We start from the raw sequence: 24,189 nt of genomic DNA on the forward strand, positions 1-24,189 counted from the left end.
ATTGCTAATTGCTAGGAATTCCCCTTTGCTCCTCTGTGGTGATAACGACTTCCTTCGCAAAGGGGTTGTGAAAAAACGATCCGGTTTGAGGTGGCAGCATGGGATCGAGGACAATTTCTGCAAGACTTTTCCCGACACCTGTTAGGGGAATTGCTAGAATCACTCCTAACAATCCCCCCAATTTCGCTCCGAGTAGGAGAGAGACAAAGATAATCACTGGCGATAGACCTGTCAAATTGCCCATAATTCGGGGTGCGACCAAATTATCTTTTATCTGCTGAAGTGCGATCGCTATGGCTAAGACTTGCAGCGCCTGAAACCAATTGATAAACGCTACCACAATCACAACCGTGGCAATTCCTAAAGTTGCTCCGATAAAGGGAATGATTTCCATCAACCCAATAAAAACTGCAAATACTAGGAAGAATGGCACGTGCAATGCCCAAAATGCCAGGGAAAGAGTCGTTGCCATAAACACACCCAATAACACCTGACCCGACACAAATCGCTGCAAATTTCGTTGCAATGATTCTGTCAAACCATCTTTAATTTTGGATGAGAAAATACTCGTCAGTCCCCGCCAAACTCGCTCACCATCAATGAGCATATAAAAAGAAATAACGAGAATTAGAATTAAGTCAAAAAACCAGTTAAAAGTGCCTAATACTAAGCCAAAACCTCTGGTAGCGATCGCTTGGGCTTGCGCTTGTACTCGTGCCAACAACTCAGAAGCCAAAATTCGCACGTCAAACGGTAAATTGTGTTCGGCACTCCAAGCTTGGAAGGCGGCTAATTGCTGTTGTCCAGACTCTAGGAGCGAAGGTAGATTTGTCACCAATTGCCGCCCCTGATTAAACACTGGCGGTACTACAGTCAGACCAATGAGTACCAGAGTTAAGCCTGCTATTAAATAAACTAAGATTGCTGCCACACTCCGGGGCAAGAAAGTTTGCAAAACGGCAACAGCATAGTTAAGAAAAAATGCAATCAGTCCGGCGGTCAGCAAAATGCTAATCAACTCACCCACATATCTCAGAGCCAAAATCGTCACCCAACCGCTTGTCAGAACGAGCAGCCAAGTGATTAGAAACTGTTGGAGGGGTGAAAAGGCACGATTCATCTTTGCTCTATCTCAATGGGGGAGAGTGGGTCGTAGGACTCCTGCTAAAGTTATTTAGAAAAAACTTTGCTTTCAAGACAGCAGCCGCTCTTTGGGGGCAAGCTGTGAAAGTCTTTGCAGAGGATCTTAAACAATTTAACATCCATCTGCGAGGCAACGATAGAGAGGACGGGGTTTGCGCGTGAAGCGATATACTATTTTGTTGTTTGTCTGCAACAGATAAACTTCTGCCTCCTTTTTTGTAGCCTTAGCAAAGGGATACGCTCTTCACAGCGAAACCGAGATCCCGGACTTCGGAAGAGTTGCCCTAGGATCTCGCTTTCGCTGGCATCTCACAACTCAAATCGGATTGCTATAGCAGTTCTTTTAAGAGCTAACGCTAGTTGTGAGTTTTTATAGGCAATGCGATCGCAAACTCTGTTCCTTGTCCAAACTCCGAAATTACCTCGATTTTCCCCTTGTGCTTTTCAACGATTTGGTAGCAGATGGAGAGTCCTAAGCCAGTGCCTTTACCTACCGGCTTCGTTGTGAAGAAGGGATTAAACAGCTTGTCTCTAATTTCCAAAGGAATTCCAAAACCATTATCTCGAATTCTTACCCGAATATAGTTAGACTTGAACCGTTCCGTGTGAATCAGAATCTGCGATTTTTCGGTTATTATTTTTTTATTTTGGATGGGAAATCCCTTGTTTATTGCTTCCGCTTCTTCCTGTCTCTCATTTTTGCTCTTGGTCTCTTCCAAAGCATCAATTGCATTACTGATAATATTCATAAATACCTGGTTGAGTTGAGCTGGGTAACACTCAACGAGAGGCAAATCTTCATACTCTTTGATTACCTCAATTCCCCGCTTAAGGCGGTGATTGAGAATCAACAACGTGTTTTCTATCCCTTCATGAATATCGACTGGTTTCATCTCAGATTCATCTAGCCGGGAGAAGTTTCGCAAAGACAAAACAATTTGCCGAATACGTTCAGTGCCCATCTTCATAGAAGACAGGATTTTGGTAAAATCTTCCGTAAGGAAGTCCACGTCAATTGCTTCAATCTCGTGTTGAAGAAGAGGGGTAGGGTGAGGGTACTGCTGCCGATACAGATGTACTAAATTAAGCAGTTCTTGCGTATAAACGTTAGCGTGTTCCAGATTACCGTAGATGAAATTGATGGGGTTATTAATTTCATGAGCGATACCTGCAACTAGCTCTCCCAAACTGGACATTTTTTCAGTTTGAATGAGTTGAGATTGGGTTTGTTGGAGTTCTTGAAGCGCTTGTGTCAATTCCTCGGTTCGTTGTTCTACTCGCTCCTCTAGTGTCTGACGAGCTAACTCTAGTTCGTGGGTATATTCTCCTACCCACTGCACTAGGCAATTTAGAGAGGTTGCTAATGACCCCACTTCATCCTCAGTGGTAACTGGACTGCGGAGGTCAAAATTAGATTCTTGAGTGATGGCTCTGGCAACTTGAGTGACTGCTTCGAGGGGACGAGCGATCGCACGAGCCGTAATAATCGCCAACGCCACCGCGATCGCCACTGACAGCAGCATACTCCCAACAATAATTTGCAGCCTTAGTGTCTCGGCTTGCCCAAGCTTGTTTTTTGCTTCTATCTGTTGAGATTCTGCTGTCTCTTTCAGCCTAGTTAAACTCTCTGCTAATCGGTCGAAACTAACAATGATATTAGTCGCTGTTTTGCTTGTGATAGAATTCAAGAACTTTTGCTGCGCTACCGAAATTTCTTCTGTTTTCAAGTTAGCTGGATCAATCTGCCGCCAGAGAAACTTAATTAACTGAGTGTAGGATTCGGTATTGGTTTCATAACCATTCAATAAATTCTTTAAATCTGTAGGCTTTGTTGCTAAATTATCGGGGTAGCTGTCTATAAAAGAGTGAAATTCTGATAATATTGTCTCACTCCGATTAACACTTGTAAAAAATTTAGCAGTTTCGTAGTCAAACCAAATTGGTTCTCCTAGTACAGTAACCAGCCGCTGTGGGTGCGCTCGCAGTTCACCAACAGCATTTTCTAAGTTACTGAGGAGATTTTGCTGCTTCTCGGCAATTATTAGCTGCTTTTGAGCCTTCTTTTCGTAATAATCTCCGCTAATTAGACCAATCGTTGTTCCTAAAACCGCTATGCCGATAGCCAAGGAATAACCGTAACCAATTTTTTTGGCTATACTCAAGCGCGGAATGAAGCGTCTTACCCAGTTTGTAGAAAATTTCAAGGTGTTCCCTTGGTTATCTAAGTTAGGCTTATCTGCAACCCCATGTCTTTTGAGATCCATTGAGGAAAGTCTAGAGGTTTAAAAAAACAAGAAAAATATCCAAAAATAGTCGAATCAAGCGATTAAAGCTATTGAACAAAACTACCTTGTCCAATAGCTTTATAGACTTCGCGAATCATATTGTAATCAGCATCATTCGCCGGAACTATCTGAGAGCCTTTGTACTTACCTTCCTCGACGGATAAAAGACTTTGAATTAGTTTGTCCTGATTTTTAATTGCGCGATCTCTCATCTCTTTAACGAATTCAGGATCGAGCTTACTACTGGCAACAAATAAGTCCTTGGGGAGAAGCGGCCCTTTCACGATTAGCGGTAACTCACTCTCAGATAAGCCTTCATCTTGGAGGAATTTCTCATACTTAACAGTAGACCCTCCCCAAGCATCGACCTCACCTTTTTTCAAGGCGGGTAGTCCCTGACTTCCTAACATGAGGATTTTTAGGTCAGATTTAGGATCTAATCCAGCATCAATCAAAAACTTGGTGGGACCCAGATAACCGCTGGTTGAGCCTAACTGCCACATGGCAATTTTTTTACCTTTTAACTGTGCTACTGACTCGATCTTGCTGTTAGCAGAGACACAGATAGCTGCATGGTAGTTTGGTCGAGTAATGCCGATGACAGGAACCGCATTTGTCCTAGCACGCATGATTACATATTCCGAGGGGCCTGTGAGAACAAGATCCAGCTGATCTGACTGTAAGGCGGCGGCGGCGGCGATGTATGTTTCAACGGGAACAAACTCAAGTTTCGTTTCCAGTACCTCCTCTAGTGCCGTCCGCAATCCCCCATAATTACGCTGCAACTCTTCAAGGCTCGGAATCTCGGTTACTGTAAATCGGAGCTTTTCAGGGAAATTTCTGGCATTTGAAGGCGAATCTCTATCATTAGGGTTACTTGCTGCGGTACAGCTTGTGATTAATATTAGGGAATACCAAAAAAAATGGCGGCGACGCATAATTTTTGCCAACAAACAAATAGAAATAATTCTAACTAATTAAAATTAGATTTTGGTTAAGAATAGGTCGTAAGCTATTTAATTCTAATCGTAGAATAAAAAAATAACTTTAAAAGTCTTATAAAAAGGTTTGTCGTTATTAAAGTTGCAGGCATAAGCGGCTGATTTTCTTGCAGAACGCAAGATTAAAGCCGCCCATATTTCTATGAGTATTAACCTTGGCGATAGCGAAGCGCCGACCTGTCGGTTCGCGCTTGTCTTACTGTAGGCGACGATACGACTTTATGGCGAGAGGAATGCGATCGCTTACACGAACCTCGTGTAGCGACTCCATCGCACGTTGTATTCCTTTGCAATTTCTAACAGCCGATTACCACAACGCTGGCACCGGATCTTCTTCGGGTGGTAGGTCTACCTGCGATGGGGTATAAGGATTGCTGCGGGTTGCAGGTTGTTGTTGTTGTTGTTGCTGTTGCGTTACTGGAGGGGTTGTTGCCGTAGGGGTTACGGTTGGAACTGGGCTAACCGTAGTGGTCGGTGTAGGAGAGGGCGATGGTGTTGTCGTTTGACTACCCGCAGGAACTACTTGCCCCGCACTCTCACTACCGAGGGGGAAGCGCACGCCCACGATACCGCCTAAAAAAATAGCAAGAGCTACTACGAAAATCACGCCTGGGATTATTTGATCGCGCATCGCTCAGCGGTAAAGGCTTACTTTAATTCATCTTAGTCGAGTCAAAAACCCTAAGCTGTTCGCTTAAGGAAATAACTTTGTGTATTTTCACGAATTTTCGGTTAGTGCCACTCACCCCACCGACGGATTTCCAGCCTGCTCCGTGAAAAAGCTCTGTAGCGGCGGGGGTTTCCCATCCATGCTCACCAGCTTTGCGAAGAAAGATGGTTATCTAAACAGCATAGACTTTAGTCTGTGACCATCCTAGTAAGGTTAAATCTAGGGTAAATACTTTTGTACCACGCTCCAGCCGGTTAACGAAACCCAAGCTAATCCTACGAATAACACTAGATTGGTTGCAATATGAACCGAACGCGCCCAAGCTCGGTTGGGATTAATCAGAATTGCACTTCCCGCTGAGAGCAACACTAATACAACCACTGCCCACCCGGCAATCCAGTGCGCCGAATGAGCGAGGCTGCCATAATGACCTAACGTGCCGACAATCCCAATGGCGAGCAGCAGCAAGACGAGAGCCACCAGAATTGCGCCAGTGGCGTAGTGAAAAAGACGCAACCATCGCGGTTGCGAACTTCTTTGCTGACGAGCCGCAAACATCCAACTGCCAGTAACTCCCAGCAATAGGTAGGCTAATATCGACAAGCCCATCGACCATGCAGCAATTTTCCAGAGCCAGAGAAAAGAAGGTAGATTCACTCGTTACTTATTTACATTCAGCTACAGCAGCATCTACTTTTCATCTTAAGCTGTTCGCTTGGTGCAATAGCAATCCTACTTTTAGCGGAGAGATACCAGCCCTTCAGCTCCCCGACTTCGGAAGAGGTGCCCTAGGATCTCGCTTTTACGAATCATAATAGGACTGCTAGATCGCTGAGAAAAAAGAATTTGTCTATCTACGTATACGAGAATTAACCAGTTAATTTCCCTAAAAGCTAATCGCTAATCGCTAAAAATCCTATAAAAAAGAGCTGTCGCTTATGACAACCCTGAAATTACTGAATTTTTTCAGCAAAACTAGCCAATATAAGCGGTTGTTAAAGATTCTACGGTTTCTAAATTTCTCTTTTTCTGGATTTCAAGCTTTCGGGTATTATCGTTGTTTTCTTGATCGTGTAGGTCGATTGTATTTGACTCAGAATCATTGCCTTCACTGATACACAAGCGATCGCAGGGAATGGTATCTGAGAGGATGGCACTTGCCATCATCCCTGTATGAATTTCCAGATTCGCTTCGGGCATTGCTTCAAACACTAAGCGTTGTCCTGGAAAGACAACGCGCTCAAAGTACCAGTTCGGAACGTTAGAGATCCGAGCAATTTGAATGTGGCTTGTAGCATTAACGTAGCAGCACAGAATGCGATCGCTGTTACCAGAAGGAAGGGGATCGAGTATTTGAGCCATAACTGCTGAGGAGCTTTGCGCCACTGCCTAGGATTACCATAACTAAGCTAACATTCGGCGATCCCGGCTTGTTGTAAACACGAATACCAACTGAATATTCTGGTGAGATATCCCCCCAAAGTTAGAGGAAAAAATTCCCCTTTTAGTAACCTTTGCTACTGGCGATTGTAACGGCAATTTTCCGTGCTTAAGCTTCCGACTCGCACTATGACTCCCGGTAAAAATACCTCCCTCACGTCTCATGCCAGCATTGCCAGATGAAAATGCAAGCGAAGCCAAGGTTTTTCCAGGATAAGCAATGAATTGGTGCTGAATTTTGACTTGTTGTTGAGAACCGGCTGCCACTAGAGATCGATTTTGCAGTGTTCGGCTTTCTTTTTTGGCTCCAGAACCAAAATCAGGGCAAGACTGAGGATAGTCAATGTTATCGTAAAGTTATATAAAGACCTTTCAGAATCATTTCATTTATAGATACAGAGGTGCTGCTGTCGCCAGTAATGCCTGCGGGTCAATGGCGGATTCACATCTAGTCGCTAAAGATACCAAACATGGCTCGAATCCTGAGAGCAAGTCATAGCCAGAATAATTTTTGAGAAAGCGATCGCATTTGTCGCTTTCCATCTCAGTAGTAGTAAATTTAGATACAAAAAACCACGATGAATAATCGAATTCTCTACGTCCGCCTCCCCTGCAACCCGATTTTCCCTATCGGAGTGGTTTACTTATCCGATCACGTACACAAGCAATTCCCAGAAGTCGAACAGCGGATCTTTGACTTAGGAACCGTGCCGCCTCTGGATTTCACTGGGGCGTTGGATACGTGTGTTGATGAATTCAAACCCACATTGCTGGTATTTTCCTGGCGCGATATTCAGATTTATGCGCCCGTGGGCGGCAGAGGTGGCAACCCACTCCAGCACGCCTTTGAGTTTTACTACGCCAAAAATCCGCTGCTGAAATTGCGCGGGGCACTGGGAGGGTTGCGCGTCACCACGGCATACTACACCGAACTGTGGCGCAACCTGGGATTAATCAAACGGGGACTCAAACGCGCTCAAAAATATCATCCAGAAGCCAAAGCCGTTGTCGGTGGCGGTGCTGTGAGCGTATTTTACGAACAACTCGGTAAGAGTCTGCCATCCGGGACAGTTGTTTCGGTGGGTGAAGGCGAAGCGCTGCTGGAGAAAATGCTGCGAGGGCAGGATTTTCGGGATGAACGATGCTATGTGGTGGGAGAGACAACGCCACGCGATCGCATGATCCACGAACGTCCTACGAATATCGAAAAAACCGCCTGCAATTACGACTACATCGAAACCATTTGGCCTGAGTTTCAATATTATCTGCAAGACGAAGATTTCTACGTTGGCGTGCAGACAAAGCGGGGTTGTCCCCACAACTGTTGTTACTGCATTTATACAGTGATTGAGGGCAAGCAGGTACGGATTAACCCAGCCGATGAAGTTGTCGCAGAGATGCAACAACTTTATAACCGAGGGATTCGTAACTTCTGGTTTACTGATGCTCAGTTTATCCCAGCTCGGAAATTTATCGATGACGCCGTTGAGCTATTGCAGAAAATCCTCGATGCTGGGATGAAAGATATCCATTGGGCAGCTTATATTCGGGCAGACAATTTAACGCCTGAGTTATGCGACTTGATGGCAAAAACCGGCATGAACTACTTTGAAATCGGCATTACCAGCGGTTCCCAAGAACTTGTGCGGAAGATGCGGATGGGCTATAACCTGCGAACCGTCTTAGAAAATTGCCGCGACTTAAAAGCAGCAGGCTTCAACGATTTGGTTTCCGTCAATTACTCATTTAATGTAATCGACGAAACGCATGAAACGATTCGCCAAACCATTGCCTACCACCGGGAACTAGAGCGGATATTTGGTGCAGATAAAGTCGAACCGGCAATCTTCTTTATTGGTTTACAACCCCATACTCATTTAGAAGAATATGCCTTCGAGCAGAATGTCCTTAAACCCGGATACAATCCCATGAGCATTATGCCGTGGACAGCCAAAAAATTACTTTGGAATCCAGAACCCCTCGGCTCATTCTTTGGGGAAGTTTGCCTGCAAGCATGGCAACAAAACCCCAACGATTTCGGGCGAGAAGTGATGAAAATCCTAGAGGAAAAACTTGGTTGTGCCGACTTAGAAGAAGCCCTTGCGGCACCGATTCAGCCAAAAGAAAAACACCTAGTTACGGTATCTTAGCTTCATAAATAGCTAAGTAGCGATTGCCCACCCTAGCCTGCATTGCTCTTCTTCCCTTGCTCTTTGCGTCTTTGCGGTTCATTTAATAAAACCAAAATTATGTTAGAAGGCTCCATTCTGCAACAGCTAGAAGTTGCCCACAGATCGAGTAAAAGACCAATTCGATTTGGGGTGTACTACAAAAACACCCTCGTTGCCCTGTGCCATGCGCTAGAAGACCACATCTTAACGGAGGACAGTTCTCCCTTGACCATTGCCGCTTTTCAAAGAGGCAAATGGTATCTGCAAGAAGCCGATCGCTATGGAGACATCGCACAGAAAGCAGGTCAGATCGCGATTATGGCGGCGTCAGATTCGGGGTTTACCGAACACCCAACTAGCCAACGCCCAAACGTGGATTTAGTGGGCTTAGATCCCTCCGATCCGGTTGCCCAAGAGTGGCACTTAATCATCTTTTCGCCGACGTACACGGCGATGGTGCTGTGTCAAGAGCTTTCGGAAGAAGATTATGGTGCAGCAGGGCTACCCGCGTCTGACTTGGAGCGCAAATTCTATGGGCTGTGGACGTTTGAGCCAGAGTTAGTGAAAGAAACGGTGGATATAGCGATCGCCCATATTGGTCGCTACAACCCGGAACTAGAGAAAAAACTCATCGCCTGCAAGGAGTCCATGCAGCCCTCCTTAGGAACCCCTTACAATCTCGGTGCAGTGGTGTCTTCCGTAGTGGAGTATCTCCAGCATGGGCAAGAAGATATATCAACCGGCACTAATCTAGACATCCCCGCCGGATCTCGCCAACAAGCGCTGGATCGAAACTTAGTTTCCAACGAAATCCAGGCATTCTTGCGGATGGCGCAACTCATGGATATGGCAGATGTCACTAACCCAATGGCAGCAGCAGAAGTGGTGGCGTTCTCCGAAATGATCGGGCAAATGCTCGATTTACCCGCTTGGCAGATGAAACGCCTGCGCCTTGCCGGGTTGCTGCACCGCATCGATCCGTTGCAAGGGGCGGAAAGTGTATTGGCTGCGGCTAAGTCGAGTCGCTACGACGAAGAGGCACCGAGTTGTGCGCTGACTTGTCCGTTGGTGCCAGGAGCGCAAGTATTGAGAAGAATGTCACAACTGCGGGCAGTTGCCCAAATCGTCACTCACCAAACCGAGTGGTGGAACGGGACGGGTGAGCCAGCCGGGTTAGCGGGTGATGAAATTCCCTTGGAATCGAGAATTTTGGAATTAGTCTCAGACTTTCAGTGGCGACTGGCGCAAGCGAGAAATGCCAATCCCGACAGCGAAGAGAATTTATCCAAAGCTTTGGAAGAGTGTCGGCAACAACAGGGCGATCGCTTCGATCCCAAATTGGTTGAAACTCTATCACTCCTCGTCATGGGGATGCAACAGGGTTTGACTCTACCTGTCACGCCAAGCAAAGTGACGGCGGGAATGTGGCTCTTGGATGCAAATCTCTATGCCGGTACAGCAGTGCAACCATCCTTAATGGGCAATGGGTAATGAAAGTGATGAGTTATGAGTTTTGAGTGAAAAGAGAGCTTTTTAATGCCATACTCAGACGCGATAACCGCAAGCCTTTTACAACTTAAAACTTTTTTCCTCATTAGCAATCCTTCAATTAGCAATTAGCAATTAGCAAATGGACATTGAAGCAATTCGCTCCGGCAAACTCAAGCAACTGCCAGGTACAGATTTAGAAGACGAAGATTTTTCAGGAGTAGATTTGCGAGGTATCAATCTCGCCGGTGCCAACCTCGTCGGCACAAATTTTAGTGGCTCCAACTTGGAACGCGCCCGTCTTGATGGTGCAAATTTAATCGAAGCGCAACTTGTAGGCGCTGACTTGCGGGCAAACCTGCTGGGCGCTAACTTGATGCAAGCTGACTTATGCGGTGCTGACTTGCGCGGGGCAAATTTGCGAGGCGCTAACTTGATGGGAACCAAGCTTACTCAAGCGTCTTTTGCTGGTGCTTTCTTGAGTGGTGCCAACTTAATGAGTGTCAACTTGCAAGGCGTGGATTTGCGGAGCGCTGACTTGCGGGGTGTAAACTTGAGCGGTGCCAATCTGCAAGGTGCAGACTTAAGCCAAGCGGATTTACGTGGCGCTTTGCTTAGCGAAGCAAATCTAGAAGAAGCAGACTTGCGGGGTGCAAATCTTGCCGGAGCAAATTTGACAGGAGCAAATTTGCTCTGCGCTGAGTTAGATAGTGTTAACTTGACTGGTGTAACTTTGGATCGAGCTTGTTTGACTGGAACCTGTGCGGAGCGCATGGCTTCAAAAGCCTGAGAAAATCTCTGCTGCTAGCGGTTCTCAGTGGACTCAAAAAAACCTAACCCTCAGCCCCTTCCCACCTCTCCCTAACCCTCTCCTACAAGGAGAGGGAAGCCGAATAAATGTTTTCTACGGGGAAGGGGAGCCAGCCCCTCTCCAGCCTAAAAAAATTTAATCTTTGTTCCTGCCTTGTAGGGGAGGATTCGGGAGTGAAGACAATGCCGGGGAGCGAAAAGTTTGAGCCTCGAAAAGCTTTACTTCATCTGTACATTGCGGTGATGATCGACGAAGCGAACCGACTACTGAAACAAGGAATTGAGCAATATCAGACGTATGTAGAAACAAAGGTTATTACATCTCTACAAGAGGCAATGCAGTCTTGGCAACAGGCACTTAGCCTCTGTCGAGGCAGCGAAGCGAGTATCGTTGAGGGAGCGGCTTTAGGCAATTTGGGGGCTGCGTATAAGGCTTTAGGAGATTTACCTCAGGCGATCGCATTCTATCAACAGCACTTAGCGATCGCTCAACGTATCCAAGACAGGCGCGGCGAGGCAAATGCGCTGGGAAATCTGGGAAATGCTTACTACATTCTCGGTGAGGATACAAAAGCGATTGAGTACCAGCAACAACGGTTAGCGATTGTGCGGGAACTCCAAGATCGTCCAGGTGAGGTGCAAACGCTCTCGAATTTGGGGGCGGCTTATCATTCTTTGGAAGAACATATAAAAGCGATTCTCTGCTTTCACCAGTCAAAAGCGATCGCCAAAGAATTACAAGACGTTCGGGGGGAAGGACAGGCGCTTAAAAATCTCCGACTTGCTTACACCGCCCTCGGAGACTTGCCGGCGGCTCGCGATTACCAGCAGCAGTATCTGACAATCATACGGGAACTATTGGCAGCAGCCAAGGCAGATGACTTCATCAGCGGCGCGAAAATGCTGGGCATCAATCCATCTGAGGATTTTGCTGAAGCCGACTTGAGTGGTGTTAACCTCCGCAGCGCCAACCTCCGCAACGCTGATCTCAATCATACCAATCTCAGCAATGCCGATCTCACCTTTGCCGACTTGAGCCGTGCCAACTTAAGCGGTGCCAACCTTTCCCATGCCTGCCTTTGTAATGCGAATCTGCGAGATGCTCATCTGTTGCACGCGAACCTTACTCAAGCAGATTTGCGGACTAAAATGCCCCGTGCCAATTTAACTAGTGCCGACCTTAGCGGTGCAAATTTAACCAGTGCATACCTTCCCAATGCCAATTTGACGAATGCCTCCCTGACGGCTGCCAATCTCAGCGATGCTGATTTAAGCGGTGCTAACTTGAGCGGCGCAAATTTCAAAGATGCTGAGCTTAAGCGTGCCGATTTCAAGGGTGCAAATGTGGAGGATGCTTTGTTTGAAGGAGTTTTGGGGCTTTCTGAGGCAATGAAGCTCGATCTCAAGCAGCGAGGGGCAATTTTTGAGGAGGACTAGCGATCGCTACCTCAGCGTCACCACTCCAGCTATAAAATCAGCCACTAACCGCAGCATTTTCAGCCACTGTAAACCCATCAAACTTTCTTGAATCACTGCTTCAGCAACAACGATAAGATTAAACTTTTATCTATCCACCAATCTTTTTCTGCATAAATATTAAAAATTTTCAGTCTTTTTTTTATATAAATTGTCTAGATTTAATCATAAATCACTCCAACGATTAAACCGCAAATATTTGGTTGTTATTATAATTCAAAGAAAGCCTTGATTAATTTTCATACTTGTTAAGCGGATGTTTCATTCAATAAATCCAGACAACAATTTTAGGTTGGACGGTGTTTACACTTGTCCAGTTTGTCGGCACGGTGAGATTGCAGCAATGCCGTTAATGGAGGCATGGGCTTGTAACTTTTGCAATCATATTTTCACTGCCGATCCGATTCAACAATCTGTGAAAATGGCAGATAGCGCATCACCAATAACTTGGCGCTGGAATGGTCGAACTTGGCAAGGTGCCCATCGTAAGGGGAATGAGTTGGGTTGGGGTGTTGGGTTGGCAGCAGTTGCCTTAGTCTTATTACCGACTACTCTTGTTGCCTTGTCTACCTACTTTTTCCCCCCAATACCCGGTACTCCCTTATCTTGGGTGCCTACTCTTTGGATTGGGTTAACCTTTTTAGCTCATCTTGCTTTTGTCGTAGATGTTGTTGTTGAGTATTATCAATTCCCAGTCTTTGCTTACGTCAACGCAATCAGACGACATCTGTTAAAAGGAACAAATTTCTAAGTTGCTAGGACTCAACATTGTTCAACTCAACCTCAACAGTTCGTTTTCCCACCATTACGCGATCGCCGGAAACTAACTGTCGTCCTCGCCGGGTTTCCAGGGTGCCGTTGACTAGAACAAAACCCTGTTGAATCAAAAGCTTAGCTTGTCCACCCGTCTGCGCCATCCCTACCCACTTTAAAAACTGATCGAGCTTAATTGTGCTGTCATTTACCGCCATAAGAAGTGTTGCACTCCAACGTAACCGTATTATGCTGAGGGCTAATATAGCAATCCTAATTGATATGGGAATAACAGTTTTTGGGTAAGTGGTAAAAAGTTTTAAGTTGGAAAAGACTTGCAGCGATAGCGTACAGCCCTTTGGGCATGAAAACAGCGAAGCGAGGCGTTAGCCTAGCGCTGACTTGTCAGTTCGCGTCTGAGTTTTGAAAGAAAAAACTCTTTTGCTGCCTCAAAACCCAACCGAGCGCTACAGATTTACCACTACCAAAAATTTCAGCAGTTGCGCCAAGCTACATTAACCAACCAGAAAAGGAGGAGTGGATGATCGTTGAGAAGGATGAACTGCTGGAGCGATATGCGGCGGGAGAACGAGATTTTAAAGGTGCAGACTTAATTGGAACCGATCTTAAAGGCGTAAATCTGAGTCTAGCGAACTTCCAGGAGGGATCGCTCAGCGAAACTGACTTGAGTGGAGCTAACCTGAGCCAAACCTCTTTAATGGAGGCAAGTTTAGGCACAGCCAATCTCAGTGGAGCAAATTTGAGCGGGGCGAATCTTAGTGGAGCGAATTTGTTTCGGGCAAATCTCAGGGGTGCCAATTTGAGCGGGGCAAACTTGAAAATGGCAGATTTGACAGAAGCAGACTTGAGCGGGGCAAACTTGGACGGAGCAAACTTTTGGGGGGCTTACCTGACAGGCGCGAAACTAGACGGTACCAACCTGCTAAAAGATACTTATTCCTAAATTTACTGCCGAATCGGAATTTCGATGACGAACTCGGTTCCCTGCTCTGGTGCTGAATTACACTTCAAAACGCCGCCGTGTCTCTCGACGATGATTTGATAGCTGATTGACAAACCCAGCCCCGTGCCTTTACCAGTGGGCTTTGTCGTAAAGAAAGGTTCAAAAATTCTAGTGCGGATTTCTTCGCTCATTCCGGGGCCATTGTCGATAATCCGGATACTTGCTTTTCCGTTGTCGAGGACATCGGTACGAATCCGAATACAAGGCAGGGGAGCCGGGGAAGAGCCGAGCAAGGAAGAATGTAGCATCTCCTGTGCGCTGCCTCTTCGCGCCTCTGTCTCCTCCAGGGCGTCAATCGCATTAGAAATGAGATTCATAAATACTTGGTTGAGGAGTCCGGCGTAACACTCTATGGATGGCAAATCGCCGTATTCTTTGAGAATGGCAATCCCCGTATTGACTCCTCTGGATTTCAAGCGGCTGTGGAGAATTAGTAGCGTGCTGTCAATGCCTTCGTGGATATCAACTGCCTTCATCTGGGCTTCGTCAATCCGCGAGAAGTTTCGCAGGGACTGGACAATTTGCTGAATGCGGTCAGCCCCGATTTGCATGGAGGATAAGGTTTTGGGGAAATCCGAAATTAAAAAATCCAGATCGATTGCCTCAGCTTCCTCTTCAATCTCAGGCACTGGCTGGGGATAATGTTTGCCATAAAGCTGTAGGAGGTTTAGCAAATCTTGGGCATATTGATTCGCATGAACCAGATTGCCGCAAACAAAGTTAACTGGGTTGTTGATTTCGTGGGCAACCCCAGCAACTAACTGCCCTAGACTAGACATCTTTTCACTTTGGATCAGAAGCGTCTGGGTTTGTTGAAGTTCGCACAGGGCTAATTGCAGATGGTTCGCTTGTTGTTTGAATTCTACTGCCGATGCTTTTAAGGCTGCTTCAGCAGATTTTCGTTCGGTGATGTCGGTGACGAAGCCTTCGCAGTAGAGTAAGGCAGCCGCGCGATCGCATAATGTATGACCGAAGCACTGCTCGTCCTTAGTGTATGCCACACTATAGCTGCTTACCGCTTCATATTGCTTCGCGGATCGCAGCTCTTGGCGTATTGCCCGTGCATTTTCCGAAATCCAGATGATGCTGCCGTCTTTTCGATAAACCTGAGACTCAAACCCACTCACCGAACCGTGTTCTTGCAGTAAATACAGAAATTCGTCACGCCGATTGGGATCTACGTACAGCTGGTGCTTGATGTCCGTTAGATGGGCAATTAGTTCCTCCGGTGAAGCGTAGCCGTAAATCCTTGCCAGTGCTGGATTCACACTCATGTAACGCCCGTCCGGAGTTGTCTGAAATATTCCCTCGACAGCGTTTTCAAAAATACTCCGATACTTTTCCTCTGCTTGCCGCAAAGCCTCTTCCACCTGCCGACGCTCGGTGATTTGCTGCGCTAGTTCTCGATTGGCTTGCTGCAACTGCATCGTTCGCTTGACAAGCTTTCTCTGGACTTTTTTCCACCGCTCCACCCAGCTAGAAGCATCAATTGGCACATTGTCACGGCTTAGGAACATGGGACGTCTCAGAGTTTAGTTAGCCAATACTCGTAGTATGAAACCATCCGAGAAATTACTGGGTGATAGCACTCGCGTTTGAAGTGTGATCTTTTATGTGATGATTTGGTGATATAAATCCATTTTATTTGTGATGTAGATCGCTGAAATTACGGAGACAATTGTTGTATCTGGAACGTTATTTCAGTCAATTGCGATGTGGGGAGAAAAATTGATACTGGGATTTCGACTTTTTATGAGTAGATTGAAAACGCTTAGTTTGGTTGGCGCGATCGCGATTATAGGGAGCGGCATGGAGTTAAAAGCGATCGCTGCCCGGTTAACAAATTGGCGATTTGACCCAGCGCTGAATCAGTTAGAAATCACTCTGGATGAGGGAACGACGCCGCGTTATTTTCTTCTGGCTCAACCGTCTCGGATTGTTCTGGATTTACCCAATACTCAAGTGGGAATGGTGGAAACTCAACAAAGTTACTCTGGCCCAATCCGCCAAATTCGAGTCTCTCAGTTCGAGGCTGGCATTACCCGAATAGTGCTGGATCTCGCACCAGAGGTAGTTTTATCCCCCCAACAAGTGCAATTGCAAGTAGAACCTGGGAATCGCTGGGTATTGCGTCCCCTGATTGCTAACGTTCTCGCTCCAGAAGCAGTGCCTCCCAGCAGGAGCGGGGTTTCTCCGTCCCTGCCTCCCCCTATCTTCCCAGGGAACCCAACGCCGGGTGTCGTGAGCGTGCCGTCTCTGAATAACTCAACTACGTTACCCAATTTAGCGACGCCAACAGTTCCTCCAGGGAGAATTGCGACGAATAATCCTGTGTTAGTGAGCGTACCTCCTCTTTCTGGCGCGATCGCTACAGCACCACCAGTACCCGTGAGGCAGCCTCAGTCTTCCTCTGTCACCAGAGTGGTTGAATTTGGTCAACCGTTGCCGATGGAGGAAAATCCCCCCCAAGTGCCTGCAAGGAGAACCAGAGTAGCCCCAGTACCTTCTCTAGAAGCGGGTGCGTCTGTGCCCATGTCAATACCTGCCACATCGACAACTGCCGCACCGAGAACCACCGCCTCTCCAATGGTTGTCGTGCCGCCCCTACCTAAGACGGCGACGGTTGTGCCCGATCCTTCCAGCTCCATATCGGCACCGATACAAGCGCCAACGGCATCTCTGAATCCAGACGTTCTGCTGCCTTCTGGCACTCCGCTGAGCCTGCGTTATCCGGGCGACAAGGTTTTAACACTGCGAGATGGTGTTTCGCGCCAGGAAGTGTTGCTGCTAGAGGAAGAAATACGCGATCGCACTGGTAAACTTATCGCCCCAGTCGGTACGCAGGTGATCGGACGCTTTGAGATCGACCGGCGCGGCAGTCGCTTCATTACCCAAGCGATTAGCCTGGGTGGACGCAATTTTCCCCTCCTCGCCCAATCAGACTCCCTAGATGGCAACCGTCAAGTTTCACAGAACCGAGTTGTCCGGAATTCTGCCATTGGTGCCTTAGCCGTCATGCTATTAGGAGGCTTTTCAGGCGTCGGTTTGTTGGGAGGCGCTGCCGCCGGTGCTGCCACTACCTATCTGACAGCTCCTCAAACCGCTATTATTCAACCGAATCAAATACTGCAAGTTCAGCTCAGCGAAGATTGGCGGTAAAGTGAGTTGCTAATGGCAAACAAAGGCGATCGGTAATGGGTTATTGGAACGAACAAATCCCGATTACCAATCCCGATTACCGATTAGCCATTAGCCATTCCCCTTAGAAATTATTTGTTTCCGGCGGCGGTGCGCCTGCTCCTGGCTGATTCAGGAAGAAATTCTGGGCACCATCATTCTGATAGATGCAGCGGATATCTGGTTGCCCGTCCAAACTGCCGGTATAGCCAAAGGTGTTCATCCGGTTCTTGCAATCCCGCACCTGATCCGCTGTTACCAGCTTTCTTTGTTCCAAAATAGACCAGTTGTTACTACGCAAAACACAACCCGGTCGCATATTGGGCTGGGAAACGTAAACGTTAAAGGGATTTAGGGTTACATAGACGCGAGTATCCATCACCATCGCGCTGGCTCCAAACTGCACGCAAAGCTCAGGATTCGGCGCAGCACGGTCAATGAAATCACGCGATGCGACGTTTTCTGGGCTAAACGTCGCTGTAGAGCTAAAGCCAATCCCTACCCCGATTCCCAGAACGAAGACGCCGCCGATCAAAGCGATGGAAGTGTAATTGAAAGGGGATGATTTAGCGGATTTAGGGGCACTATAGGGAGTATCGGCAGGGTATCTAGATTTACGTTTCATCGTCGCTTAGGTAATTTCACTCCTACTGGACAGGGAGTAATCAAACTGCTCTCCTTTCTCCCAGTATGGCTATAGATTGTGCCGCTAGGCGGAAGGGAAGAGAAGGGGAAAGAGGAAGGGAAAGGGGCAAAGAGGCATCGAAGAGTTTGAAACTACAGTTTCCCCAGCTACCAGAAGCGATGCATCGCGTCTCTACAAGATTTCTTGCAACTGTAGCTGCTTTGCCTCCCCAGTGCTTACTCCTCGCTCGCTAAGTTTCTACTTTCATTCAACAATTGGGAGTAGGCATGGGCGACATCTTTGAGATGTTGATATTCTTCTTTCATTCGTTGATACTGCAACTCAAAAGCCAGATGTGAGACGATAAGCCGATCGGGATTGTACTCAGCTACCTTAACTCCAATTAAAGCCTCTCTAATTAAACGAACATATATTTTTTGTAACTGTTCGGCTTTCCTTAACAGCTTTTCAACCTCAAGTAAAGCTTTCTCATAGGTAGCTACTTGGACAGAATACACATCAGAGGTAGAGACTAAATCAGCTAAGTCATTAATTTTACGATATTGCTCCTCAAGTACGGACATTTCTGGCTCTAATTGCCAGTGTTCGTGAATGATGGGAGCTAGTTCTTTGATGGTAGTCAGCTTTGGATCGTTCGTTTTAGAGTTCTGCTCGATCACCTCCACATCATTGAGGGGATGCCAGGAATAAATATATTCAACATCCCCTTCAGGCGTCAGCCTGGGAAAGACAACTTGGACTCTATTCTGACGCCTAACCATCAGCGGAATTCCATAGTTTTTCAGAGGTAAGCTGGGGTACTTCTGTTCTGCACCTTTCACCAAAACAACACTATTATTTTTAATTTGTTTAATTTTGGCTTTCCGTTTTTCATTAACCAGATAGGCAATGACCAAAGGTACAAGTATTACAAGAATGATTAGAAATCTTTGCAGCACAGCGCTCGCCTCCAGCCTCCATCTGTTGCACGGGAAGGTAGTCGTTGATTTATTGTGACTGATTTTGCCTTCGACTGACGAGTGTAGGAGGGGCAGGGGTGCGGCGGTACAGAGGTGCAGGGGAGCGAAATCTCATTGCCTCCTCGCCTCTGCTTGGCTTCTGTCCCAAGCTAGGTGGGGACTGGATTAAATGTAAAGTAAAAATTAAGCAGTTCTCTGTTGTTGGCTCGCATCTGTGAAATCACAAACGTCGCTACATCTGGGCAAAACCTTAAAAAGCTCCCAGTTTCAAACTCTGATTGCCGATAGTCTCACCGTTTTTTGGGGGGATTGGTTAGATTTACGTGTCCGAATTGTGCAGGTGGCGGCGTCTGGGCTAATATCGCCTCTGATTTACATTCTGGCGTTTGGATTGGGGTTGGGTAGCTCTATCAAGCCTGGTGTGGGGATTAGCGGTAATTACAATAACTATCTGGAATTCATTTTGCCGGGGATGGTGGCGCTATCGTCGATGGTGATTAGTTTCACCGGCACGACATTTTCCATCTGTGGCGATCGCTTGTTCTCAAAAACTTTTGAAGAAATGCTGCTGGTACCAGTGCATCCTCTCGCTTTGCACTTAGGAAAAATGCTAGCTGGTGTGGTGCGGGGATTAATGACGGCGGGTTCGGTGATTTTAGTGGCGGTACTCTTTACTGGCAAGGTTTGGACTTTTTTGAACCCTTTGTTTCTGCTGCTGGTCGTGCTGAATTGCGCGGTGTTTGCTGGGTTGGGTGTGATTGTCGGTTTAAGCGTGCGATCGCTCGAAGCTGTTGGGCTTTACAATAATTTCGTTATCATCCCCATGTCGTTTTTGGGCGCAACTTTCTTCGATCCCGCCACTCTCCCGGCTGCCCTCAAGATAGTTGTCTATCTGTTGCCCCTGACTTATACCAGTATTGGCTTACGCGCCGCAGCTTACTTACCAATGTCGCAGTTTCCCTGGTACTCGGTGCCGATTTTAGCGGTGATGGCGATCGCGCTTTCCTTCGTTGGTGCTTATCAATTTGCTCATCAACAAGATTAATTGGTTCAGGAAGGGTGGGCACTGTCCACCTTCCTGAACTAATCAGCTAACGATAATTGCGTCGAAAAGTTTCAGAAGTTTCAAGTTCTCAAAAGCCTGGAAATCGCGGTATTTTTCCAGCTCCTGCTTGCTTTCCGGGAAAAAGATACCAAGCCCCGAAAAATTTTCATATTCTGGAATAGGGCGAAATAATGTACCATTTCGTTTTACTTTATAAATGATTGAATTATTTAAAAAATCAACGAATTCATGGTATCTATTTTGATTTGCGCCTGACTGATTGGTGATAGTTTGAAAAAATGAGACAACATCGACAAACCGTTCGCCCATATACTTATAAGTTGTCAGGTTGCTCAAATTTATATTTTTTATATTAGCTGCCAGGACTGCATCAATAAGCGGATTAATGTTTGCAGATAGTTGCGTGATAGCACGATTATTGATAGCGGTATAGCTATGGTACATATCGCTAGATTCAAACTCCATAATCTTTTCCGCTAGCTGTCCTCCACTAATTTCTGGTTGACGCCCCAAAAAATTAAATAATTGCTCGTAATAATAATTGGGAACACCTAGCAGTAATTGGGAAGAAAGAGTATATTTCGCTGTATCTCGAAAAGTATAGTTTGCTTCAATAGTTCCTTTATTGCAATTTTGAAAGAAAACTAACTCCACCCGCTTGCCTACTTGCTGATTAAAATTTGCGATCAGACCGCTTAATTTTTGGATATTCATCCACTGAGTTTTTAAATTCAAGCCTGGTTCAGGGTGTTCATCTGGGCTAATTTCATCTAAACGACCCCCATGTCCTAAGAATACAATTGCCCATTTTTTAGCTTGAAATTGCGACTTAGCCCAATTAAGGTATTCAGAAAAAGCTTCCTCACTGGCGCTGTTTGCTGTATTTAAGCTTTGAGTAGAAATATTTCCTTTAGTAAGGATGTTTCTTGAAATTTTTTTAGCCCCGCTAAAATCAGATTGTATCGCTACAAGAATATTATCGCTATTCACACTTTTGGCAAGCATATCCATAATAGAACGGCCAAACTTTGAGAGGTCGTTATCATAAGGCATCCAATATAAAAAAATCCATTCGTAGAGTCGCTTATTGCTCATGCTTGTAGCAATAATATCTGGCTGATTTTGACTGAGTAAAATCAGGTTTCCTAAAAAGGATGCACTACCTAACGCCGAATACTGAAGCAACTTTCTGCGCTTCATAGAGCTAGTAACTCAGTAGATTATGGATGAATGCTTCGATGTTAACCCCTGGCAAAGCAAACTCGCAAGAGCAAGCGACACCCTTTCCTTCGTCGGTGCTTACCAATTTGCTCATCAGCAAGATTAAATTTTGAACTGCCAAAATGCTAAGGATGCTCAGAAGAGGATTTAATTGCGATCGCTCTGTTGACTCAGCCTCTACCTCAACCTAGTCGCTACCTGGACTCGGCTAGTGGAGTGCCATCTTTGGTCTCTCCAGATATCAAAAACATCATTGTTTCGACTATCAACTCGATGACATCCCATCCAATGATTGTCATCTCTGGCTCGTAAAAATGTTGCAGCCTTGACTCGAATATCATTATGCCATGTATTATCATCAACTTTCCATACCTGGAAACAATGATGATTGATGCTATCAAGTTTGCAAAATCTCATCCAATGGTTGTCATCTTTACCTTGTAACATTAAGGCTTTCTGAGCAACAATTGAACCATTTTCAATATCTGCTTTAACAGATTTTATTTCCGTATAAGCCGCATTAGCGGTGTCTTGAGCAGTCTTATATTCCTTGTGAGCATATTCAGCTATTTTTACTGAATCCTCTAAGCGTTTATTGGTAGCCTGAAGTTCTGCTTTTGTCGCCAGAGGCTCTGCTTTAATAGATTGAATCTCATCTTTCAGAGTTTTAATTTCTGTCTTACAAACTTTTATTTCTGTTTGAGCAGCCTGAAGTTCTTCTTTCAGATTTGCGTGAGAAGCTTGCAGCTCTTTTAATATCTGTAGTTCTGCTTGAAACTGTTCGCGTGTTCGTTCTAGTTCTGCGATCGCTCTTTCATAACACCCAAGCGGCGTTTTCCAGTCTCCAGCACCAGCTTTAGTCATAACAAATGTCTCTGAAAGGCAAAAAAGAGGGTTTTACTTGCGATCGCTTACGTGCTAATCCTACAAATCTTTTCGATGAGAGAAAAGCAATTTTACCCTATGCTCCACTCTTCCAGCCTCCACGCCTAGTAGATGAAGAGTCGCTAGGAGATGTCCTTCAGATGCACTAATGGCAAAAGTGAGTTCATCGTACTTAACCCAGTTATTATTTACACGCCATCCAACGCGATCCCCTAAAGTTTTCTCGATTTCAAAATCGTTGTTTTTGGGAACCTGTATGCTATTCCATATCTGCTTTTGAATGCTAAAGCCAAAGCGTCCGTTACTGTATTCTATCCAGAGCCGGTTGATAATTCGCAGGTCTTGCCAGGGAAACCGCTGAATGTCTCCGTCATCTAGAAAACACCAGCCGGGATTACCTCGATTCGATATCCGCCACATAATGGCAAGAGTTTCTTGATCTGCTTCTTTCCAGTTTCCTTCTCTCAATAGGTTTCGTAGTTTGATATAGTCTGTGCCTGAAGCAGAAGAAATAAGTGTCAGCTCATCTAACAATTTAGAAACCTGTGAGTTTATCTCTGATAAAGGCTGATGAATGGATGTTTTAAAATCGTCTTTTAAAAATATTTGCTGCTGTTCAATCTGCTGCACTTGAGATTGCAACTTAAACAATTGCTCTTTTATTTGGGAGAACTCTTCAAGACTCTGAGCATTATCTTCACTCTGTGAACTTGGCATAGGTTCCTTTAGATTCTGAAGTTGCTCTTTAAGAGCTTGTAGTTCTGTGTGAGCATGATCTGAGGTTTTTTGGGTTGTCGCAAGACGCTCTTTTGTCGTCTGAAGCTCTGCTTTTAGGTTTTGTAGTTTAACTTGAGAAGTCTGATTCTGCTTTAGGTTTTGTAGCTCCGCCTGAATCTCTCCGTGTGCGCGTCTTAGTTCTGCGATCGCTCTTTCGTAGTATCCTATGGGTGTTTTCCAGTCATCAGCATCAGCTTTACTCATAACAAACCTTTATAGATTTTATTCATCTTCTTTACTGGTTAGAAATTGCTGCGACTTCTCAGGTTTTAGCAAAAGAGGATCGGTAGAATCATAAGTCTTTATTGTTTCACGCCAAAACTCACAAAGTACGCCATATTTGAGCCAATCTTGAATCGCTATCCTTTTCAACTCTGGAGCTTTCTTCACTAAAGCAGCCATCATCGCTGCATTGTGTTGAAGTTGTCCATAAATTTTCAGTACCTCGTCAACAGAGATTTTTTCATTTAACTTGCTCAATTCATAGCATTCACTTAGTTCATAAAGCTCAATATCTGAAAGTCTAGCACCGGGCTTCAATCCTATTTTTAGCCTTTGTCTGCATTTATCAAAAGGATTCGGCAAAGCATGAGCTAAATGCTTTTTTAACTCATTCCGAATCTGTTCAAGCTTTCCATCTATCGCTTCGTCTATCTTATCTACAAGCTGATTAGCATCTTTAAACAACTTTTCTTCTAAAAAATTAATCTCGGTAAAAATTCCTACAGTTCCTACACTCAAGGCTTCCATCACCACCAAAGAAACTTGGTTGATTCGATTTTCTAAATAGGTGTCAGTTATTCCGATAGTTTCTCTTACATCTCTAAGCGCTGCTTCCCGCACTTGATTAATGTTTTCTAACGCATCCTTTACTTTTTCATCACTCTGATTGAGTAGAGATTCGATGTCACCTATCGTCTTAGTTTCTAATTCCTCTATTTCATTTTTTGCTTGTTTGATTCGGTTTTGAGTTATGTAATCAAGCTTGTCAGCTAAAGGATATAGTTTTTCATCAAACAATTCACCTATTTCTTTCCCTGCCGATTTTACGAAATTCTGCGAAACGTCTTTAGAAGCACGTTCTAATTTTTTAATAAAACCTCCAAATATCCCTCCCAGCATTTCTTACCATCCTTGCATCGCTAAGCTGGCAGCAAACTTCATCAAAGTCTATCTCACTAGCTGCTTTTGCGGTTT

The 24,189-nt window shown here is 45.5% G+C and carries 23 protein-coding genes; 8 read left to right on the top strand and 15 right to left on the bottom strand.

Features of this window, described 5'->3' with window-relative positions; all coding sequences use genetic code 11:
* Positions 1 to 4: 4 nt before the first annotated feature.
* The 7 genes from NC996_RS12945 to NC996_RS12975 all read right to left on the bottom strand — a co-directional run bounded on the left by NC996_RS12945 (position 5) and on the right by NC996_RS12975 (position 7,082).
* Entirely contained in the window at positions 5 to 1,120 is a 1,116-nt protein-coding gene (locus NC996_RS12945) for an AI-2E family transporter (protein ID WP_190411785.1), read from the bottom strand.
* Positions 1,121 to 1,499: 379 nt separating this feature from the next.
* The gene (locus NC996_RS12950; protein WP_190682417.1) at positions 1,500 to 3,407 is read right to left on the bottom strand and encodes an ATP-binding protein; all 1,908 of its coding nucleotides are present in this window, start codon (positions 3,405 to 3,407) and stop codon (positions 1,500 to 1,502) included.
* A gap of 68 nt (positions 3,408 to 3,475) precedes the next feature.
* Entirely contained in the window at positions 3,476 to 4,381 is a 906-nt protein-coding gene (locus NC996_RS12955) for a PhnD/SsuA/transferrin family substrate-binding protein (protein ID WP_242034047.1), read from the bottom strand.
* 355 nt (positions 4,382 to 4,736) lie between these two features.
* Positions 4,737 to 5,060, bottom strand: a complete 324-nt coding sequence (locus NC996_RS12960) for a hypothetical protein (protein WP_190526401.1) — start codon at positions 5,058 to 5,060, stop codon at positions 4,737 to 4,739.
* A gap of 258 nt (positions 5,061 to 5,318) precedes the next feature.
* Positions 5,319 to 5,756, bottom strand: a complete 438-nt coding sequence (locus tag NC996_RS12965; RefSeq protein ID WP_190411781.1) for a DUF4079 family protein — start codon at positions 5,754 to 5,756, stop codon at positions 5,319 to 5,321.
* Positions 5,757 to 6,074: 318 nt separating this feature from the next.
* Complete coding sequence (locus NC996_RS12970; protein ID WP_190536951.1) at positions 6,075 to 6,461, bottom strand: DUF1830 domain-containing protein; 387 nt, start codon at positions 6,459 to 6,461, stop codon at positions 6,075 to 6,077.
* A 465-nt stretch (positions 6,462 to 6,926) separates the two neighbouring features.
* The gene (locus NC996_RS12975; RefSeq protein ID WP_190536950.1) at positions 6,927 to 7,082 is read right to left on the bottom strand and encodes a hypothetical protein; all 156 of its coding nucleotides are present in this window, start codon (positions 7,080 to 7,082) and stop codon (positions 6,927 to 6,929) included.
* Positions 7,083 to 7,117: 35 nt separating this feature from the next.
* On the opposite strand from NC996_RS12975, the gene NC996_RS12980 reads away from it, so the two are divergent.
* The 5 genes from NC996_RS12980 (at position 7,118) to NC996_RS13000 (ending at position 13,235) form a co-directional block, all read left to right on the top strand.
* Positions 7,118 to 8,689 carry a photosystem II high light acclimation radical SAM protein gene (locus tag NC996_RS12980; protein ID WP_190526405.1) on the top strand — a complete coding sequence of 524 codons (1,572 nt, stop codon included), beginning with the start codon at positions 7,118 to 7,120 and terminating at the stop codon, positions 8,687 to 8,689.
* A 99-nt stretch (positions 8,690 to 8,788) separates the two neighbouring features.
* Positions 8,789 to 10,201 (top strand): DICT sensory domain-containing protein, encoded by a 1,413-nt coding sequence (locus NC996_RS12985; protein ID WP_190682420.1) that lies wholly within the window; start codon positions 8,789 to 8,791, stop codon positions 10,199 to 10,201.
* Positions 10,202 to 10,340: 139 nt separating this feature from the next.
* Complete coding sequence (locus NC996_RS12990; protein ID WP_190411776.1) at positions 10,341 to 10,988, top strand: pentapeptide repeat-containing protein; 648 nt, start codon at positions 10,341 to 10,343, stop codon at positions 10,986 to 10,988.
* A 203-nt stretch (positions 10,989 to 11,191) separates the two neighbouring features.
* A complete protein-coding gene (locus tag NC996_RS12995) occupies positions 11,192 to 12,445 on the top strand; it encodes a pentapeptide repeat-containing protein (protein ID WP_242037446.1) in 1,254 nt (417 codons plus the stop codon).
* A gap of 295 nt (positions 12,446 to 12,740) precedes the next feature.
* Positions 12,741 to 13,235: a hypothetical protein gene (locus NC996_RS13000; RefSeq protein ID WP_190411775.1), complete on the top strand. Its 495-nt coding sequence runs from the start codon at positions 12,741 to 12,743 to the stop codon at positions 13,233 to 13,235.
* A gap of 4 nt (positions 13,236 to 13,239) precedes the next feature.
* Here NC996_RS13000 and NC996_RS13005 read toward each other — a convergent pair whose 3' ends face one another.
* A complete protein-coding gene (locus NC996_RS13005) occupies positions 13,240 to 13,455 on the bottom strand; it encodes an RNA-binding S4 domain-containing protein (RefSeq protein ID WP_190682423.1) in 216 nt (71 codons plus the stop codon).
* Between the two features lie 323 nt (positions 13,456 to 13,778).
* Between NC996_RS13005 and NC996_RS13010 the strand changes: the two genes are divergently transcribed.
* Positions 13,779 to 14,201 (top strand): pentapeptide repeat-containing protein, encoded by a 423-nt coding sequence (locus NC996_RS13010; RefSeq protein WP_190411938.1) that lies wholly within the window; start codon positions 13,779 to 13,781, stop codon positions 14,199 to 14,201.
* A gap of 2 nt (positions 14,202 to 14,203) precedes the next feature.
* Here NC996_RS13010 and NC996_RS13015 read toward each other — a convergent pair whose 3' ends face one another.
* Positions 14,204 to 15,778 carry an ATP-binding protein gene (locus tag NC996_RS13015; protein WP_190682426.1) on the bottom strand — a complete coding sequence of 525 codons (1,575 nt, stop codon included), beginning with the start codon at positions 15,776 to 15,778 and terminating at the stop codon, positions 14,204 to 14,206.
* A gap of 235 nt (positions 15,779 to 16,013) precedes the next feature.
* On the opposite strand from NC996_RS13015, the gene NC996_RS13020 reads away from it, so the two are divergent.
* Positions 16,014 to 17,420: an AMIN domain-containing protein gene (locus NC996_RS13020; protein ID WP_190682428.1), complete on the top strand. Its 1,407-nt coding sequence runs from the start codon at positions 16,014 to 16,016 to the stop codon at positions 17,418 to 17,420.
* Between the two features lie 103 nt (positions 17,421 to 17,523).
* On the opposite strand, the gene NC996_RS13025 is transcribed toward NC996_RS13020, so the two are convergent.
* A complete protein-coding gene (locus NC996_RS13025) occupies positions 17,524 to 18,063 on the bottom strand; it encodes a DUF3172 domain-containing protein (RefSeq protein ID WP_190434040.1) in 540 nt (179 codons plus the stop codon).
* A 236-nt stretch (positions 18,064 to 18,299) separates the two neighbouring features.
* Positions 18,300 to 19,022: a hypothetical protein gene (locus tag NC996_RS13030; protein WP_190411770.1), complete on the bottom strand. Its 723-nt coding sequence runs from the start codon at positions 19,020 to 19,022 to the stop codon at positions 18,300 to 18,302.
* Between the two features lie 235 nt (positions 19,023 to 19,257).
* Here NC996_RS13030 and NC996_RS13035 point away from each other — a divergent pair, with 235 nt between their 5' ends.
* Positions 19,258 to 20,088, top strand: a complete 831-nt coding sequence (locus NC996_RS13035) for an ABC transporter permease (RefSeq protein ID WP_190682433.1) — start codon at positions 19,258 to 19,260, stop codon at positions 20,086 to 20,088.
* A 42-nt stretch (positions 20,089 to 20,130) separates the two neighbouring features.
* On the opposite strand, the gene NC996_RS13040 is transcribed toward NC996_RS13035, so the two are convergent.
* The 4 genes from NC996_RS13040 to NC996_RS13055 all read right to left on the bottom strand — a co-directional run bounded on the left by NC996_RS13040 (position 20,131) and on the right by NC996_RS13055 (position 24,114).
* Positions 20,131 to 21,294: a clostripain-related cysteine peptidase gene (locus NC996_RS13040; RefSeq protein WP_348259998.1), complete on the bottom strand. Its 1,164-nt coding sequence runs from the start codon at positions 21,292 to 21,294 to the stop codon at positions 20,131 to 20,133.
* Positions 21,295 to 21,507: 213 nt separating this feature from the next.
* Positions 21,508 to 22,194 carry a hypothetical protein gene (locus NC996_RS13045; RefSeq protein ID WP_190682438.1) on the bottom strand — a complete coding sequence of 229 codons (687 nt, stop codon included), beginning with the start codon at positions 22,192 to 22,194 and terminating at the stop codon, positions 21,508 to 21,510.
* A 60-nt stretch (positions 22,195 to 22,254) separates the two neighbouring features.
* Complete coding sequence (locus tag NC996_RS13050; RefSeq protein ID WP_190682441.1) at positions 22,255 to 23,196, bottom strand: GUN4 domain-containing protein; 942 nt, start codon at positions 23,194 to 23,196, stop codon at positions 22,255 to 22,257.
* A gap of 18 nt (positions 23,197 to 23,214) precedes the next feature.
* Complete coding sequence (locus NC996_RS13055; RefSeq protein WP_190682444.1) at positions 23,215 to 24,114, bottom strand: hypothetical protein; 900 nt, start codon at positions 24,112 to 24,114, stop codon at positions 23,215 to 23,217.
* Positions 24,115 to 24,189: the final 75 nt, after the last annotated feature.

The organism is Trichocoleus sp. ST-U2 (genome assembly GCF_039961875.1).
Taxonomy (GTDB): Bacteria; Cyanobacteriota; Cyanobacteriia; order Cyanobacteriales; family FACHB-T130; genus FACHB-T130.